Below are 15,407 nucleotides of genomic sequence, written 5' to 3'. Positions count from 1 at the left end.
CAGGTCTCCTGGTCGTGGGAAGGGGTGCCGGCGGGCGGCTGAACGTAACGATGGCCGGCCGTGCGCTAGGTGCCGTCTCGGTAGCCCTCCGCCGACGGCAATCGTTCCTGTCGCAAGATCGGCAGTTCGGCGGCGAGACGCAGGGCTGATTTCGCCCTCAGCCCGACCTCAGGCCAGGGGTGCTCGAAAAGGCTTCGGATCTGCAGCCGTCGCTGGCGATCCAGCCGTCATGAGCTCGCGCCCTCGGGACTGGGGTCGTTCACGGACAGAATATCGAAGGTGCCATCAAGGCCGACCGACTGCGGACAATAGCCCACCCATGCGTGGGCGGAGCTCATCTCCACGCGCTCTCCCGGCTGCATCCTCAACTCCCAGTCTCGTGGACGAGGGTCGTCATCACCGGAGAAGGCTCGCATACGCAGGCCGCCCTCTGGCGTGGGCAGCCCCTCGGAAATGGCCTGGCAAACGCTTCGCATCGATGGGTAATTATGGGTCATGACAGAGGCCAGGATACGGTCGTCTATGATCGGGTAGATTATGGTGGAGCCGGTAATCTCGCCGAAGAAGAAGTCGGACGTCTCCAAATGGAGATTTCCTCCGGGGAGGTCGAGGCCGGGAAATCGGCGCGGGCCATGACCGAAGGCGAAGGCCAGCCGTGACAGACGATCGGCCAGAATAGCTCGGCGGCAACCATCGTCGCGACATGCCGCGTACCGCCGATCCCACTCCGCTCGCGCCGCGGCGAGGATCGGAGCGGAAGGTTCAGGATCGGGCATCGTTCCGTTCTCGCGCGGACTGCCTCGACCGAAGAACGCCTCCGCATGCTCTTCCAAGGCCGTCACCCTGCGGCGCAGGGCGGCCAGTGTGCCCGAAGGAGGAGGCGACGCGGGAGCCAGGCTCCTTGACGGGAAAGCCGTGAAGGGGGCACGCGTGCACCGGCCGATCTCCTCCTCGACGACCTTCCCGTGCAGGACGCGGTAGACGAACCTGCCGTCGCTGCGTCGCAGCGCCCGCCGGTAAGCGTGTTCGCCGTCGAAGACAATCTCGTGACGACCCACTGCTTCGATCCGGTCGGGAGGCTGGGTCTCGCACCATCGTCCGCAATTCTCCATGGCGTCCAGATCGACGCTCAGGCGGAAATGGTGATCGGAAGGGACGGCGCCCGCTGGGGGCGGCTGTCGCAGCGATTGATCGAACGGCATGCCCAGCATTCGCCCGCGCGTCTCGCACACGATGTCGAAACGCCCAGTCTCGTCCGGGAACATTGCGGGATGGGCATCGGATGCGTGATTCTGGCCAGCTCCAACTTCGGCCGCGGCCTGCGCAGCGGGCGCAGGACCGCAGCTGAGGAGGGAGAGAGCGCCCGTCGCGGCGAGCAGAAGACGGGCGAAGGTATCGGCGGCGAATCGCGTCATGGCAAGCCTTCCACGCTGACGCTCGTTCCTACAATGTTCCGCCGCCCGCCTCAATGGGAATCCCGCCGCTCAATGCTGGCCGACGGCCTTTCGATAGGCGCCGATCGCGCGAGCGCGCTCCTCAGGAAGCTGCCGCGACCAGATGTTGCGGGAAGTCCCGGCTTCACCGTAGCGACCCTCATCCCTTTGATCGGTTTCTATGGCTCGCCAACGATCGGCCCATTCGTCGTAGAAGGCGTCGATCACCGCCTCCTGGTGCCGCGGGTCGTCCCTCCGGAACCGCTGATCCGCGCGCTGAACGGCCGTCGCGAGCCTTGCGGGGTTGACACCGCCACCACCCATATTGTTGGCGCCGGACCAGACGACTTCCTGCAGGATCGGGTGAGCGGCCGCTAGATCGAAATTTGCTCGTCTCGCCGCGGCCGCTCCATACGGAAGATAGTTTACGCGGTGAAGATAGCGGTATTGCGCCTTGTCGAACCGGTCGCCCTCGCGATCGATGACCCTGTTCCAGGCTTGGCGGAATTCCGGCTCGTCCTGATTGAGACCTTGGAACTCACGTCGCCAAGGGGCGCCCAGATCGGACTGGAGGAATCTCGGCCACATGCGCCGTTCGATCTGGTAGCGCCCAACCGACACCCCGCCCGGATCGTCCACGCCGCTCGATATCGTCCGCGCGCCGCGGCCGGACGTCTCGCGATGATCCGCCAGCCATCCGCTGGGCCCGCCATAGGGAAGCGGCTGGCTCGGCGAAGGCAGCGGCTTTTCGAGGATCGGAATCCACGGGAAACGACCCCCGCTTGGCGGAGGGGATTGCGGCGCGGGTGCCGCGCGCGGACCGCTGGAGACGGAAACGTCCGCGCCGGCTCGAGCCCGTCCGGTGACGCGGCCGGGACGATCCTGGCTCCCGAATTGGGCGAGGCTCGCCGGCTGAAAGGCTGCCGCCATCGGTTGCGAAGCGGGATCGGCCATGGCTGCCGCCAAAGCCTGGTGACCTCGCCCGAATGGCTGGAACCTGACGGGGCCGGCCGCCACATCGATCGCTTCATGGTCGCCAAGGCTCGGAGCAAGGGGGGAAAGAGGCTGCCCGATCTCCCAATCGTCGGCCTGACCCGCCGGCGGACCGGCGGGAAACCAGGTCGCCGCGTCAATTCCATGCTGGTCAGCGAGTTCGTCTCGCTGCGCCGCGCGCCGCGCCAGCCGCTGCCGCCGCAGCGGCTCCGTCATCCGGGAGATCGCACCATGGTCCCCGGCGAGGGTCGCCTGGATCAGCGCCATCCGCCGGGGGTCGAACGCCGCTTCGAGAGGGTCGAGCAGGCCGGCACGGGCCCTCGGCCTGACGTCCGGAGCGGGGGAAGGCCCGCCGCCGGCCGGGCCCGCGGCGGCGGCCGGGAACCGGCCATCGAGCAGGGCGCGTCCGATCGCCCCTTGAAGGCTGTTGGCGAAGAGATTGGAAAAGAGGCCCATGCGTGTCTCCATTCAGGCGTAGGGAAAGGCCGGCGCAGACGCCCGCCAGGCCGTTCGAAAGGTGAGGAAGGGGGGGCCGCCTACAGCCGCCCGTTCCATGTCCGGTAACAGGCATTGGCCGGGTCGTTCGCCCAGCGCTTCCACGCCACCGGATCGTGGAACCAGCCCTCGGTGAAGGCGCGATTGAGCTCGCTCTCCGGAACGAAGGCGGCGTGGCGGAAGTCGCGCCCCGGCGGGTGGTCGGCGAGCAGCCGAGCCGCCTCGACGATCGGCGCCACGTCCTGGCGTGTCTCTATCCAGCGGCGTCCGTCCTCCTCGTGGAGGATCGTCTTGCGCCGCGCGCCCGGCACGATGTCGATCAAGGCGGCCTTGCTCATCCGGCACCTCCCGCTGAAACCCTATGGATAACCACTTACTTACCGGGGCCGTCCGGCGTGTCAGACCGTGACCATGATCCAGGCCTTCCAGCCCGTCCCGGCCGAGGCGCTGCGCAAGCAGGCCGGCCTGTTCCGCCGCCTCGCCGCCGCCTCCCGTGACGCCGCAGCTGCCGAGCGCTTCCGGCGCTGGGCCGAGAGCTGCGAGGCGGATGCGGAGGCGGAGGGCCGGCGCAGCGCGGGTGAACCGGAACCGGACAGTCCCTGTCGGTCATCCTGGCGCGAGCCAGAATCTCTCTGAACCTTTGCCTGTCCGCGGCGCCGCACGAAAGAGCGGCGCCTGCCATTGTACCGAAGGTGAAGCCGCCGCCCCCGGAGGAGCGGCGGCTCCCGCCTCACGCCGTCGTCAGGTCGGCGATGATCGCGTGGGCGTCGGGGTGGCGCATCTCTAGCGTATATTCGCTGACGATGTCGCGGGTGACGGCGTCGCCGACCCGGCCGAGCTCCTGCGGCTCGAAGGCGCGCAGGAACGCCACCGCCACCTTGTCGGGATCGACGACGAAGCAGTCGCGGCCGCGCTGCGTCCGGTTCGGGACGACCTTGAGGTCGCCGAAGTCGGAGGCATAGAGGCTCGCCGCGCCGAGGATCGTCTTGTTGGCGACGACCGTCTGCTGCGACGCCCGGCCCGGAAAGGCCGAGATCTTCTGCTTGTTGAACGATCCCACCAGGACGAGCGTCGGCTCGCCGCCATCGTCGAACGCGTCCTTGACCGCGTCCTTCAGCATGTCCTCGGTGAGGGCGCGCACATCGCCGGCGGTGGCGTCGGTCGCCGCCGCCGTCGCGGCGGTGGCATCGACGCCGCTGGCGCCGCGCGACCCGTTGCCGGCGATCCAGGCGTTGAACGACCTGAGCTTGCGTGCGGTCGTCGTGTCGCCGGCGACCTGGCCCTGGTTGCCGAGCAGGATCGCCTCCATGTCCTTCCTGAGCGCGAGGCTCTTCTTGGACATCTGATAGGCCATCATGTCGTCGATGCCGGCCGGATTGACCGCCCGCTCGGTGCCGGTGACGGTCGCGTCGCGGCTCGAGATCTGGCAGTAATTCTGCTTGCGGCTCGGCGAGGTCGAGGCGGCGCGGCCGAGCGCGTCGCCCTCCAGCCTGGCGTTCGACGTGTTGGTGGCGTCGATCGAGTCCGTCGACCATTCGTGCAGGACGGCCGATGCCTTCGCCCTCGGAACCGCCGAGATGAAGGGCGTGTCGACCGGCGAGATATTGTAGATTGCGTCCGCGAGGTCCTCGCGGTTGGTGCTCACGTCGTAGGACGCGAGCGCATTGGTGACTTTCGCCATCAGGAGATTTGTCCTTTCATCAGGAGCTTCAATGCGGCGGCGCCGGCTTCGACGCTGCCTTCCTTCCTCAACCGGTCGATGGCGCCTTGCCGGCGCTGGCGCTCGGCGGCGCCGCGTGGGGTGGCCACGCCCGGACGGACCGCCGGCTGGGCCTTTCTCGGCTCCGGCGGCGGCGTCTCTCTGACCCTGGCCCGCGCCGACTGCAGCCGGTCATATTCGCGCGCCTTCCACAGCACGTGCCATTCCAGCGCGGTGGTCGGGGACGCGAAAAGGTCGGCGGGGGCCCCTGCCGACAGGGCATAGTCGATCAGCTCCTGGAACACCGCCGGGGCCTTGGCCTGGTCGGCGACGTCGGGGACGGAGCGGATGAAGGCGTCGCGGGTGGCGCCGTTGATCGCCTCGAACTGCCGTGCCTGCTCCTGGGCGGCGATCTGCTGCCGCTGGGCCGCGTGGCTGTTCAAGAGCGCGACGGTCTCCTCGTGGAGCGCCTTGCGGTAATGATAGGTATCCGGGTCGTAGTCGCTCGAGGCGACGTCGAGCATCGTGATCGGCGGCGGCTGCGGCACGACCAGGCTCAGCACCTGGTCGGCCGCTTCCGCATAGAGCCGGCGGTTGAGGTTCGCCTCCTCGATCTCGGCCTCGTGGGCCCGTCTCAATTCGGCAGCTTCCCGGAACTTGGAGTTGATCGCGGCGTCGCGCTGTCCCTCGCGCTCGGCGATACGCGCCTGCGCTTCGGGTGACAGCGTCGACCACAATCGTTCGTCCTCCCGGCTCCAGGAGGCAGGCATGGCGACGGCGGCCGGCTGGGCCTCTTCGGCTGCCTCGTCTTCGCCATCCTGCATGTCTTCCGTTTCCGGCGGCTCGCCCTGGGTGGCGGGCGGCGGGAGACGGTCGTGGCCATCGTCGGCCCCGGCATCGTCCGCGCCGCCGTCCGCCGTACCGGGCGGACCGGCGCGACGCGGCGCGAGCGCCGCCTTGAAGGCGGCCGCGGCCTCGTCCAGGCCCTCGCGCGTCGAATCCCGCCGGCCCGGCCCGGCTTCCGCCGGACTGCCGCTCTGGTCGCTATCGTCCATGTCGAACCTTTCGCTCTGCTTTGAAGGGAATATCCGCACCCGCTTCGGGCGCTTGCGCGCGGTCCTGCCGCGCGAGGATCCGTCAGCCCCGGCGAACGCCTAGGCCCGCTTGCCGGCGGGCCAGCCGCGCACGCGCATCGGCGACGATCGTGGAAGGTCAGGATATCGGGGGCGACCCGGTGCATCGTGCCGGACTGAAGTGTATAGCGAATTGCTATCAGACGTTATGGTCCGACGGCTCAAAAATCGCGGCAATCCAATAACCTGGAGCGGCCGTTCCGATGCTGTCGGGACGCAGCCTGCTCTAGCCGACGCACCTCATGCGGCGCTTCGATTTACCGCGAGCGCCGGGGCAGATGGCCGGCCCCGCTGCCGGCGTCGAAATCTCAGCAGGTCGGGCAGGCGCGCAAGGCCGCACCGGCTTCGCCTGGCCGCATCTCGGTCGGCGCGATCAGCTGCTGCTGGTAGCGCGCGACCTGGAACTGGCTGTCGCGCTGGTCCCATTCATTCTGGCTCATGCAGACCCGGCGGCGGTTGAGGCGCGACCCGGTCTCGCGGAAGACCTTGCAGACCGTCCGTTCGCCATTCGCCTGGGGCTCCTCGGCGCCGGCGCTTCCGCCGGTCTGCGCCAGCCCGGCCGTCGAGAACATCATCGCTCCGGCAACGATCACCGCAATCCGCATGGCCATCTCCCTGCGCCCGAAGGACGTGAAAATCCTGGCGTCAGCTTAACCCCACGCGCGCGGGAATGAAATGTTCGCGCTTGCGCGGTTCGCGCTTGCGCGGAGCGGCGCCCCGCCTGGCGCGGCGGCCCACATTGTCGCGCCAACGGTCATCCCACCTTTTTCGAACGCCACGGAACTCCGTGCGATGCCGCGTGTTGAGCGCCGTGCGACCGATGGTTCGAACGCGGGCCATGGTTGCGCCTGGACTGTTTGCCAGCAGCCGGACCGGCCCTCCCCCCCCCCGGTCGGCCGGCTCAAGGGACAGAAGCTGGCGGGCGCGAAGCCGTCCGCCAGCTTCTGTTTTTTCCAGCTCTCATCTTCCTCGTCGCAACGCCGTCAGATCGTGGCTGGCCGCCGAACGCAGCCAGGTCCGGACCCGCTCAACCAGGTTGAGCGCTCGCCACAAGGTCTCGCGCTCTTCCACGCTTTGCGCCCGCTTCCATTCGGCGGTGAGTTCCTCCTCGACCGCCTCGAAGCCTTCCCTGACCTGCGGATGGTCGAGCAGGGCCCGGATCGTCGCCGCGCGGCGGGCGCGTTCCGCCGGCGTCCGCCCGTTCATCGGTGGAGGTCCCCGCCGGGGTGGATCGCGGCGAGCCTATCGCTCGCTCCCCCCTCCATCGCCCCGGCCGACATCCGCTCGCGCGCGATCGCCAGCTCCATCTGCATCTTCTCGCGGGCGAGCTGCATTTCCAGCGCCGCCTTTTCGCGCGCGGCGTCGAGCTTGGCGCGCGCCTCGTCGCGCATCAGCGCGATCCGCGCCTCGCTTTCCGCGCGGGCGAGCTCCAGCTCCATCGCCTCGCGCTGGCGGCGCGCCTCCAGCTCGGCCAGGCGCCATTGCGTCTCGGCCTGGGCGCGGGCCCGGTCCGGATCCTCCGCCGGTTCCGGCGGCGGCAGCTCGGCAGGGTCGCCGACATAGTCGTCGACGTTACGGATCCCGGCGGCGTTCAGGAGCCGGGCGACGCCGGCGCGGACATGGGCGGGCTGGAGCAGCCAGGCATAAGGCGTGCCCGCCAACCGCTCCATCGTCTGCAGCACCGTCTGCGCCTGGCCGATCTGCTCGGCCTTGTTGCCGATGCCGAGACCGACAGAGATGGTCACGTCCATCTCCGCGTCCCAGCCGCCCGGATCCATCGGCACCCAGGTCCCGCGCAGCCGGACCAGCCGCTCGCGCGGCTGGTGACGGACGAGCAGCCCGAGCACCAGCTTGAACAGCCGCTTGACGCCGGTCTCGGCGAAGATGCGGGCGATCATCTCGGCCCGCTCGTTGCGGCTATTCTCGTCGATCGCCGCCTGCGTGGCGGTATCGGGGCTGTTCTTCTTCAGGGCCTCGGCATTGAACCCCTGGCCCTTGCGCTGGATCCCGGTCCGCTCCTCCACCTGCTGGCCGATATAGTCGAGCATCGGGAAGCTGTGCTGGGCGGTGAACGGGACCACCGCCCAGTCGATCTGGCCGGGATGGCGCACACGGATGATCGCGCCCGGAGCGCTGGCGCCGAGATCGTCCAGAGTGGTGTCGGTCATCGCGGCGTCGCCGACGATCGGCCGCGGATTGTTGGTCTTGTAGAGATTGTCCAGCGTCTGGCGAAGGAGGACGGTCGAGACCTTCTGCCCCTCCATCGCCTGGTCGGCGAGCGCCCGGCCATAGACCTTGTGCGGCATCGGGCAGGGACAGAGCAGGGCGAAGGGCACTTCCTCGGCCGGCTCGTTGAACAGGATCGTCTCGCCGACGCGGATGATGCGCCGCAGCTCGGACAAGCCGTCGCCGTCATAATCGACCCGGACAAATTCATCGATGATCCCGATGACGTCGCGGCTGCGGTCGGCGGACGCGCCGAGCCCGCCCGTCGCCTGCCAGGTCTCGTCGCGGTAGCGCGCCTGCGCCCGCGATTCCTCGGCCCGGCCGCCGGCATGGGCCGGCAGGCCTTCGACGATCTCGGCTTCGAAGCCGAGCGCGATCAGGTCCGATCGCCTGTAGCTCGTCGGGCGATGCGCGACATAATCGGCTTCCTCGACCGATCGGGCGGCGGGCGTTATCAGGAACTCCTCCGGCGGCACGCTCTCGATGCGCACGCGCCCGTCCGGGACCAGTTCCTGCATCCGCACCGCGTAGGCGCCGTCCGCCTTCTCCTCCTCGCCGAGATAATCCGGGCTGGCCCGCGCCGCCTCGAGCTGGGCGGCATCCATCGCCACCACCCGCTCGACGACCCGGCTGCTATCCTCCCACCAGGCCTTCACGATCCCGATCTTGGTCAGCAGCGCGTCCTTGAACCAGTTGTGCAGGATCAGGAAACCGGGATTGTCGCAGTTGATGACGTAGTTCACATATTCGGTCGCCTGCTCGGCCTGGGCGACGTCCTCGGGCCCGCGCGGATCGAACGAGACCAGCCGCTCGGCCGAGACGAAGGGCTTGAGAATTGCGGCGAGGGCATTGTCGACGGTGACCGCGACCTTGTGGTCGACGACCGCGGAGCAGCCCTCCAGCACCTCAAGATCGTCCATGCGGCCGTAATAATAGTCGATGGCCTTGGCCTGCTCGTCGGCGATCTCGCTATTGTAATAGCCGATCGCGCGCGCCTCGTGCGCGGCGAGCAGCGCCGCCAGCTCGCTGTCGTCCATGGGACCTCCGGGAAAATGAGCGGGAACGTCACGCCGGCGCAGCGCGCAAGGATGCGCTGCGGCAACCCATCGGGTGCCGGCCGGCCGGTCCTGTCGTGCGTGGCGGGAGCAAAGGGTGGGCCGGGCGAAATACGCCGCCCGGCCCAGGTCACCCCGAGAAGTTTTGGGGGGGCATCTGGGGGTGACCTGCGGCTGGTCTAGCCCGGCTTTTCCCCAAGGACACCTAGTGAAGTTACGGTACCGGAAGGGCGGGCGGACGAGCCGAGCCTTCGACGCGACGGAACGAGTCCGAAACGAGGCCGCCCGCGCCCGGAAGGCGTTCCGAGGATCTCAGTCGCGCTCGATGACGGCGCCGACGGCCGCGATCCGCTCGACGTCGCGATAGAGCGGGCCCTCCAGCTCCTCGCCGAAAATGTCGGGATCGATCTCCGCATAACGCAGCCTGCAGCCGGTCGCTGGCAGGGCGTCCAGCAGCGCCGCGCGCAGGGCATCGTGCCCGTCGACGATCGCGACGCCGGTATAAAGCAGCATGCGCCCGCCGGGTTCGAGCCGACGTGCGCCGGCCAGCGCCCAGTCGAGCGAGAGCCCCGCGCCATGTAGCCCGCCGCCCTGGCGGTAGGTGCGGTCGCCTTCATCCATCATGTAGGGCGGGTTGGCGAGGATGAGGTCCACGTCGCCTTCGACTCCGTCCAGCCCCGATCCCTCCACCAGCTCGGCGGCGACCCCGGCATGCGCCGCATTGGCCGACGCCGTCTCGAGAGCGCGGGGATTGAGGTCGGTCAGCGTCACTGTGGCTCCGGGCAGCAGGCCGGCGGCGACCAGGGCCGCCGCGCCGCTGCCGGCGCCGATCTCGACCAGCCGCCGCACCGGTGCCGCTCCGGCCAGCTCGGCCGCGATGAAACGGACGAAACGATAGGTGTCGGGTCCGAAGAAGACCGAATCCGCCGCATCGGTCGGATAAGCCGAATGGACGAACAGGTGGCCCTCCAGGCTCGAGACCCGCAATCGGCTCTTGAGCCGGTCGCCCACGGGCTCGGTCCCGCCGGCGCGCCGCAGCGCATCCAGCATCGCCGCCGGCAGGCGCTCCGGCCGGAACGGCAGGTTCCAGCCGAAGATGTCGCGTAGGCCGGCGGCCTCGCCTTCCCGGCGCTTGGCCAGCACCCGCTCATGCGTCGCCGGCGTCACCGTGACGAAGCGATAACCCGCCTCGCTCAGCAGCCCGAGCAGCTCGACGAGCGCGGCCGCCTCATCGGATAAGGGCATCGTCCTCCCCTGTCTGAAGCCTTTCCTCGATGGGGAAGACTTGGGTGGGGTCGCATCCTCGCCCCCACCGCGACTCCGGTACCCCTCCGAGCAGGCCAGGGACAAGCCACCTCTCACGCCACCCAGCCCGTCCGCGGCCGCCGCCGCCGCTCGACCGGCCGCGGCCGGTGGCCGACCGCGAAATAGCGGAAGGCGTCGGCGAAATGGCTGGTCCAGTCATGCAGCGGCCGGGCGTGGAATTCCTGCGTCTTCTCGTCATATTCGCGCCGGTACATGGCGAGCGCCTCGATTCCGGCCTTGCAGCGCGCCGCGTCGAACCAGCAGGTCGGCAGCAGCAGCCGCACCGCCTGGATCCCGTCCTCCACCGGAAGGCTCGGGCAGATCGTGGCGCGCACGCCAAGCTCGGCCAGGGTCTCGACCCGGCTCTTGCCGGTCCCGAGCTCTCGGACCTGCGCGTCGTGCGGGAGATAATTCTCGCCCCAGACCCAGCCGTCGGTGCAACCATGCAGGCCGGGCCGTTCCTGCAGCCGGCGCGCATACCAGTCGAGGCCGACGCCCTCGCCCTTGAGCACGTCGATGATCCTGGTCTCGCCCGCATGCTGCTGCACGAACCAGATCACCGTCGAATCGGCCACGCCGAGATCCCAGGCGGTGTGGACCGGCAGCCGCGGATCGAACGGGACCGCGGTGATCCGTCCGGCCGCCTCGGCCTGGTTCATCTCCCGGCCGTAATAGGCGCCGCGGACTGCCGCCTCGAAGCTGCATTCATATTCCTGGGCATATTCGTCCTCCGACATCGCCTTGCGGGCGTCGGCCAGCTCCCGGGCGTCGAGCAGCCGGGTCTCGGACGCCTTGAGGCTGCGGGCGAACCAGCCGTCATCGGCCAAAGCCGCCGCCCACAAGCGGTGAAAGGCATTGCGGCCCTTGGGCGTGCCGATGAAGATCGCCCAGCCCTTGCGGTCGCTGAGCGCGGGACGGACGACGCGCGACCAGGTGGTCGGGTCCATGTCGCCGAACTCGTCGAGCACGGCGCCATCGAGATAGAGGCCGCGCAGGCGATCGGGATTGTCGGCGCCGTAGATGCGGATCCGGGCGCCATTGTCCGGCAGCTCGACCCATAATTCGCTGGCATGCGTCTTGCGATCCGGCGCGACCGCCGCGGAGAATTCGAGCAGATATTGCCAGGCGATGTCCTTCGCCTGGTTGAGCTGGGGGGCGATATAGGCGAAGCGCGGATTGGGCCGGTCGCATTCGAGTGCCCGCCGGATCAGATCGTTGACGCAGGCCACGGTCTTGCCGGCGCGGCGGTGCGCCACGACCACCGCCCAGCGCTGCTCGCGACCGTGGAGCGCGGCGAATTGCGGCCGTGCCGCATAGCCAAGCAGGGCCGTGCCCGCGTCGCCCGGATCGAAGGAAGGTTCGGCATCCGCGTCGGTCATCTTTGCTCCTGGTGGCGCTGTCGCCGAATGTTCCTCCGCCCGGCGCGCGCAGAGCCGACCGCCTGCGGCCCGCGGCCGTCATGCGTTGCGTTCGGGATGCGGGCCGGGCGGAGCCGCGCGAGAGGGGGCCGCGCGGAAGCCGGTGCCGCCGGTCTGTCGCCGGCGGAGACTCGATGGCTTCGAAGAAAGGGAAGAAGTCGGGCGAGCGATTCGCCTGTCCGGGCGCAATTCTCACCTTTACTATTTCGGTAGCTAGAACATATCGAGAACAATGTCAAGCGAAAAAAGCCATCCCGGGCGATTCGGGGCGCTCCCGGCCGAATTCGATTGGATTTTCAGCGACTCCGCGGCGGCGTCCGCAGCGCGAAAAGAAATGACCCCGGGAAAGGGTTCCGGGGTCGTTAGGTTGCTTGCCAGCTGCGGGAGTTCCTTGTCGACTCCCTTTCAAAGCAGATACCATCCGGGGCCGCCGCTGTACACCCGCCCTGCCGCTGGAAGGTGCCTCTTCCGGCGTCCCGGCGAGGGACGGGAGAGACGCCGCCGCCCGGTTCGTCCCGACTGAAGCCGCCGCTTGCGCGAGCCCGGCAGAGGGTGGTTCAGTGACGGGCGAAAACGAAGGAGGGGCGTCCGTGACTCGATTCTTCGCCAGCGTCGGCGGCATGGACGATGACGGCAGCGGACGGACGCCGTCGCCGCTCAGATTGCCGTCGCGGCCGATCGCCAAGGACACGCCCTATCGCCGGATCGCCACCGAGGAAGCGTGGAGCATCCCGGAAATCCCGGCTGCTCAGCGCGCCCTGCTGGATTCGCCCTGCCCGCCCGACGATCCTTCCCTGCGCATGGGCGGGATGTTCGCCGGCCTCGACCAGCTCCAGCACGAGCTTTGCGAGATCGGGCCGGAGCGGATCGCACGGATGGATTCGCTCGGCATCGACCGCCAGCTCCTCCTGCTCACCGCGCCGGGGGTGCAAGTGCTCGATCCGCGGACGGGAACCGAGCTGGCCGCGCTCGCCAACGACCGGCTGGCCGAGGCTTGCCGAAAATATCCGGACCGATTCTCCGGCCTGCTCGCCTTCGCGCCCCAGGACGTCGACGGCGCCGTCGCCGAGATCGAGCGCGGCATGCGGCGCCTCGGTCTGAACGGCGCGGTGCTCAACTCCCACACCCGGGGCCACTACCTCGACGAGCCGAAGTTCGAGCCGATCCTCGCGGCCCTCGAGGCGAACGACGCGGCGCTCTACATCCATCCCACCATGCCGCCGCGCCAGATGGTCCAGCCTTACGAATATCGCGGAATGGGCGGCGCGCTCGGCGGCTTCCCCCACGAGGTCTGGGTCCACACGATGGGCCTGATCCTGTCGGGCGCCTTCGATCGTCATCCCGGCCTGAGGCTGGTCATCGGCCATATGGGTGAGGCGCTGCCGCTCATCCTCTACCGGCTCGACTGGATGCAGAGCAACGCGGACGGCCGCCCCGGCCTGCGCGGCGGCCAGCCGGTGGTGAAGCTGCGCCACAGGATCTCGCATTATTTCCGGACCAACATCTGGATCACGACCAGCGGCGTCCCCTGGGAGCCGGCGGTGAAGTTCTGCCAGCAGGTGCTGGGCCCCGACCGGGTGCTCTACGCGATGGACTATCCCTACCAGGTCGATGCCGACGAGGTCGCCGCCTACGATCATATGGACATGCCCGACTCCGACAAGCTGATGCTGATGCAGACCAACGCCGAGCACGTCTTCCGCCTGCCCACGGTCCATGGCGCGAGACAGGCTCCATGTTCGAGCGACGACGCGCCTCAGCCATCCGGTCTCGACGATACCCGCAAGGACCGTTCGGGCTGAGCCTGTCGAGGCCCACCTTTCCTGGCTTGTCCCTTCGGCGCCAGTTCCGGCGCAGCCGCCCGGCTCGAAGGGAACGGCTGCACCGCCGCTGAATTTCCGGTTCAGGCCGGAGAAGCCGCCGCTCCGGCAGGGAGGCGCCCATGAAGATTGCCGCACCTTTCGCGCGACTCGCGATCGCCGCCGCCCTGGCCACCGTGGCCGCCTGCGGCACGGATGCCCAGGCCGATCCGCCCAGCGGCGCCGATCCCCGCGATCCGCGCGCCTGGACGATCGGGCCGATCATCCGCGGCCGGAACTATTCGCGAGGCGTGCCGCTGCAGCCCTCGCCGGCGCGCCGCGGCGCCTGGCAGATCGACCTGCCACGGGCACCGGGCAGCGTCCACTACGTCACCTTCCGCCATGGCTCGCTCGCCGGCAAAAGCCGTATCGTCCTTCGCTACCGCGTCGAGGCGGATCCGGGCGTGCGCATCGAGCCGATCACGGCTCCGGGCGGGCCGTCGATCATCACCCTCTATTTCCAGCGAGGCGGCGACAATTGGTCCGCCCGCGGACGGTTCGAGGCCTATCGCTGGTACGCGACCTTCGCCTCCCACTCACCGATCGCCCCTGGGGAACATGAGATGGTGGCGCCGCTCGACGGGCCTTGGACGGCGGTGGAGAGCTCCAGCGCCCGCACCGCGCCCGCCGCCTTCCGCGACGCGCTGGAGAATGCCGACCAGGTCGGCTTCGTCCTCGGCGGCGGCGACGGTTACGGCCACGGCGTCTTCGCCACCGGCCGCGCCCGCCTGATCGTCACCGATTTTCGGGTCGAATGATCCTATTCCGCCGCCAGCGGCGGCTTCGGCCTCGGCTCCTCCGTCGCCAACCGATGCTCGGCATTGCGGGCGAGCCGGGTCAGCCGGTCGCCGAGGAAATCCATCACCGCGCGAACCCTCGGCGTGTGCCGCAGCCGCTCGTGGGTCAGCAGCCAGATGCCGCGTTCCTCCTTGTGCCGCGGCGGCAGGCAGCGCAGCAGCTCGGCATCGTTCTCGGCGACGAAGCACGGCAAGGCAGCGATGCCGAAGCCTGCTTTCACCGCGGCGAGCAGGCCGTTGACGCTGTCATGGTGGATCGCGACCGCCTCCTCGAGCCCATATTGGCGAAGCCACGCCCGGTAATGATCCCAGATGCCGTCGCCGCCGCCGCCGACCAATGGATGGCGGCGAAGCTCCCGGATCGAGGTCGGCCGGCCATGTGCCTCGGCATAGCTGCGGCTGCAATAGGCCGCCCAGTCGTCATGCGCGACGCGCCGGCCGACCAGCCCGTTTTCGGTCGGCTGGACCGTCGTCCTGACCGCGACGTCGGCGGCGCCGGCGGCGAGATCGCGCCTCTGGTCGCTGGAATCGAGCTCGATCCGGATGCCCGGATGGGCCTCGTAAAGGTCGCGCAGGATCGTCGGCAATATCGTCACCGCGAGTGATTCGCCGACGGTCAGGCGGACGAGGCCGGAGGCTTCCCGGGTCTGCGAGGCCGCGGCGTCGGCGAGCGCGGCGGTCGCCGCCTCGACCGCCCCGGCATGGCCGAGCAGGGCCTCCCCCGCCGGCGTCAGCGCATAGCCGGCCTGCCGCCGCTCGAAGAGGGCGAGGCCGAGCGCCTCCTCGAGCGCGGAGACCCGGCGGGCGACCGTCGTCTGGCTGACCCGCAGCCGCCGTCCGGCCGCCAAGGTGCTGCCGGTCTCGGCGACCGCCAGGAAATGGCGCAGGTCGTTCCAGTCGAACATGGCGGGACCAGCCTACTCCTTGGCGACGGCCGCCCGCCATTCTGCACTTTCGCAGAATGGTCGCGCAACATCGTTGTTAGGCGGGAACG

At 69.1% G+C, this 15,407-nt stretch carries 14 protein-coding genes; 3 read left to right on the top strand and 11 right to left on the bottom strand.

What is annotated here, in order from left to right; all coding sequences use genetic code 11:
* Window positions 1–227: 227 nt before the first annotated feature.
* The 3 genes from DDE10_RS18655 to DDE10_RS18645 form a co-directional block, all read right to left on the bottom strand.
* Complete coding sequence (locus DDE10_RS18655) at window positions 228–1,415, bottom strand: hypothetical protein (protein WP_114954313.1); 1,188 nt, start codon at window positions 1,413–1,415, stop codon at window positions 228–230.
* Between the two features lie 69 nt (window positions 1,416–1,484).
* Window positions 1,485–2,882 (bottom strand): VgrG-related protein, encoded by a 1,398-nt coding sequence (locus tag DDE10_RS18650; RefSeq protein ID WP_114954312.1) that lies wholly within the window; start codon window positions 2,880–2,882, stop codon window positions 1,485–1,487.
* Between the two features lie 80 nt (window positions 2,883–2,962).
* A complete protein-coding gene (locus tag DDE10_RS18645; protein WP_114954311.1) occupies window positions 2,963–3,259 on the bottom strand; it encodes a hypothetical protein in 297 nt (98 codons plus the stop codon).
* Window positions 3,260–3,326: 67 nt separating this feature from the next.
* On the opposite strand from DDE10_RS18645, the gene DDE10_RS18640 reads away from it, so the two are divergent.
* Window positions 3,327–3,557 (top strand): hypothetical protein, encoded by a 231-nt coding sequence (locus tag DDE10_RS18640; protein WP_162806726.1) that lies wholly within the window; start codon window positions 3,327–3,329, stop codon window positions 3,555–3,557.
* 94 nt (window positions 3,558–3,651) lie between these two features.
* On the opposite strand, the gene DDE10_RS18635 is transcribed toward DDE10_RS18640, so the two are convergent.
* The 7 genes from DDE10_RS18635 to DDE10_RS18605 form a co-directional block, all read right to left on the bottom strand.
* Window positions 3,652–4,602, bottom strand: a complete 951-nt coding sequence (locus tag DDE10_RS18635) for a DUF5309 domain-containing protein (RefSeq protein ID WP_114954309.1) — start codon at window positions 4,600–4,602, stop codon at window positions 3,652–3,654.
* Window positions 4,602–5,675, bottom strand: coding sequence for a hypothetical protein (locus DDE10_RS18630; protein WP_114954308.1), 1,074 nt, complete (start codon window positions 5,673–5,675; stop codon window positions 4,602–4,604). Before DDE10_RS18630 ends, DDE10_RS18635 begins: the two co-directional genes overlap by 1 nt.
* A gap of 386 nt (window positions 5,676–6,061) precedes the next feature.
* The gene (locus DDE10_RS18625) at window positions 6,062–6,358 is read right to left on the bottom strand and encodes a hypothetical protein (protein ID WP_114954307.1); all 297 of its coding nucleotides are present in this window, start codon (window positions 6,356–6,358) and stop codon (window positions 6,062–6,064) included.
* Window positions 6,359–6,713: 355 nt separating this feature from the next.
* Window positions 6,714–6,959 carry a hypothetical protein gene (locus DDE10_RS18620; RefSeq protein ID WP_114954306.1) on the bottom strand — a complete coding sequence of 82 codons (246 nt, stop codon included), beginning with the start codon at window positions 6,957–6,959 and terminating at the stop codon, window positions 6,714–6,716.
* A complete protein-coding gene (locus DDE10_RS18615; RefSeq protein ID WP_114954305.1) occupies window positions 6,956–9,016 on the bottom strand; it encodes a portal protein in 2,061 nt (686 codons plus the stop codon). The genes DDE10_RS18620 and DDE10_RS18615 overlap by 4 nt, the downstream gene beginning before the upstream one ends.
* Before the next feature lie 330 nt (window positions 9,017–9,346).
* The gene (locus DDE10_RS18610) at window positions 9,347–10,279 is read right to left on the bottom strand and encodes a methyltransferase (protein ID WP_114954304.1); all 933 of its coding nucleotides are present in this window, start codon (window positions 10,277–10,279) and stop codon (window positions 9,347–9,349) included.
* A gap of 113 nt (window positions 10,280–10,392) precedes the next feature.
* Window positions 10,393–11,718, bottom strand: a complete 1,326-nt coding sequence (locus DDE10_RS18605; RefSeq protein WP_114954303.1) for a terminase large subunit domain-containing protein — start codon at window positions 11,716–11,718, stop codon at window positions 10,393–10,395.
* A gap of 629 nt (window positions 11,719–12,347) precedes the next feature.
* On the opposite strand from DDE10_RS18605, the gene DDE10_RS18600 reads away from it, so the two are divergent.
* Together DDE10_RS18600 and DDE10_RS18595 are read left to right on the top strand one after the other, a co-directional pair.
* Entirely contained in the window at window positions 12,348–13,559 is a 1,212-nt protein-coding gene (locus DDE10_RS18600) for an amidohydrolase family protein (protein ID WP_114954302.1), read from the top strand.
* Window positions 13,560–13,699: 140 nt separating this feature from the next.
* On the top strand, window positions 13,700–14,374 hold the full coding sequence (locus tag DDE10_RS18595) for a hypothetical protein (protein WP_114954301.1): 675 nt from the start codon (window positions 13,700–13,702) through the stop codon (window positions 14,372–14,374).
* A 2-nt stretch (window positions 14,375–14,376) separates the two neighbouring features.
* Here the strand turns inward: DDE10_RS18595 and DDE10_RS18590 are convergent, their stop codons facing one another.
* Complete coding sequence (locus DDE10_RS18590) at window positions 14,377–15,318, bottom strand: LysR family transcriptional regulator (RefSeq protein WP_114954300.1); 942 nt, start codon at window positions 15,316–15,318, stop codon at window positions 14,377–14,379.
* Window positions 15,319–15,407: the final 89 nt, after the last annotated feature.

This window comes from Sphingosinicella terrae (assembly GCF_003347635.1).
In the GTDB taxonomy this organism is placed as follows: Bacteria; Pseudomonadota; Alphaproteobacteria; order Sphingomonadales; family Sphingomonadaceae; genus Allosphingosinicella; species Allosphingosinicella terrae.
Note: the sequence above shows the minus strand (reverse complement) of the source record. Positions and strands in the feature narration are given on the sequence as shown.

Coding starts and splice junctions, on each gene's coding strand:
- DDE10_RS18620 (WP_114954306.1), bottom strand. CDS start 6,959: ATGAACGGGCGGACGCCGGCGGAACGCGCCCGCCGCGCGGCGACGATC.
- DDE10_RS18590 (WP_114954300.1), bottom strand. CDS start 15,318: ATGTTCGACTGGAACGACCTGCGCCATTTCCTGGCGGTCGCCGAGACC.
- DDE10_RS18625 (WP_114954307.1), bottom strand. CDS start 6,358: ATGCGGATTGCGGTGATCGTTGCCGGAGCGATGATGTTCTCGACGGCC.
- DDE10_RS18595 (WP_114954301.1), top strand. CDS start 13,700: ATGAAGATTGCCGCACCTTTCGCGCGACTCGCGATCGCCGCCGCCCTG.
- DDE10_RS18650 (WP_114954312.1), bottom strand. CDS start 2,882: ATGGGCCTCTTTTCCAATCTCTTCGCCAACAGCCTTCAAGGGGCGATC.
- DDE10_RS18645 (WP_114954311.1), bottom strand. CDS start 3,259: ATGAGCAAGGCCGCCTTGATCGACATCGTGCCGGGCGCGCGGCGCAAG.
- DDE10_RS18610 (WP_114954304.1), bottom strand. CDS start 10,279: ATGCCCTTATCCGATGAGGCGGCCGCGCTCGTCGAGCTGCTCGGGCTG.
- DDE10_RS18630 (WP_114954308.1), bottom strand. CDS start 5,675: ATGGACGATAGCGACCAGAGCGGCAGTCCGGCGGAAGCCGGGCCGGGC.
- DDE10_RS18655 (WP_114954313.1), bottom strand. CDS start 1,415: ATGACGCGATTCGCCGCCGATACCTTCGCCCGTCTTCTGCTCGCCGCG.
- DDE10_RS18605 (WP_114954303.1), bottom strand. CDS start 11,718: ATGACCGACGCGGATGCCGAACCTTCCTTCGATCCGGGCGACGCGGGC.
- DDE10_RS18615 (WP_114954305.1), bottom strand. CDS start 9,016: ATGGACGACAGCGAGCTGGCGGCGCTGCTCGCCGCGCACGAGGCGCGC.
- DDE10_RS18635 (WP_114954309.1), bottom strand. CDS start 4,602: ATGGCGAAAGTCACCAATGCGCTCGCGTCCTACGACGTGAGCACCAAC.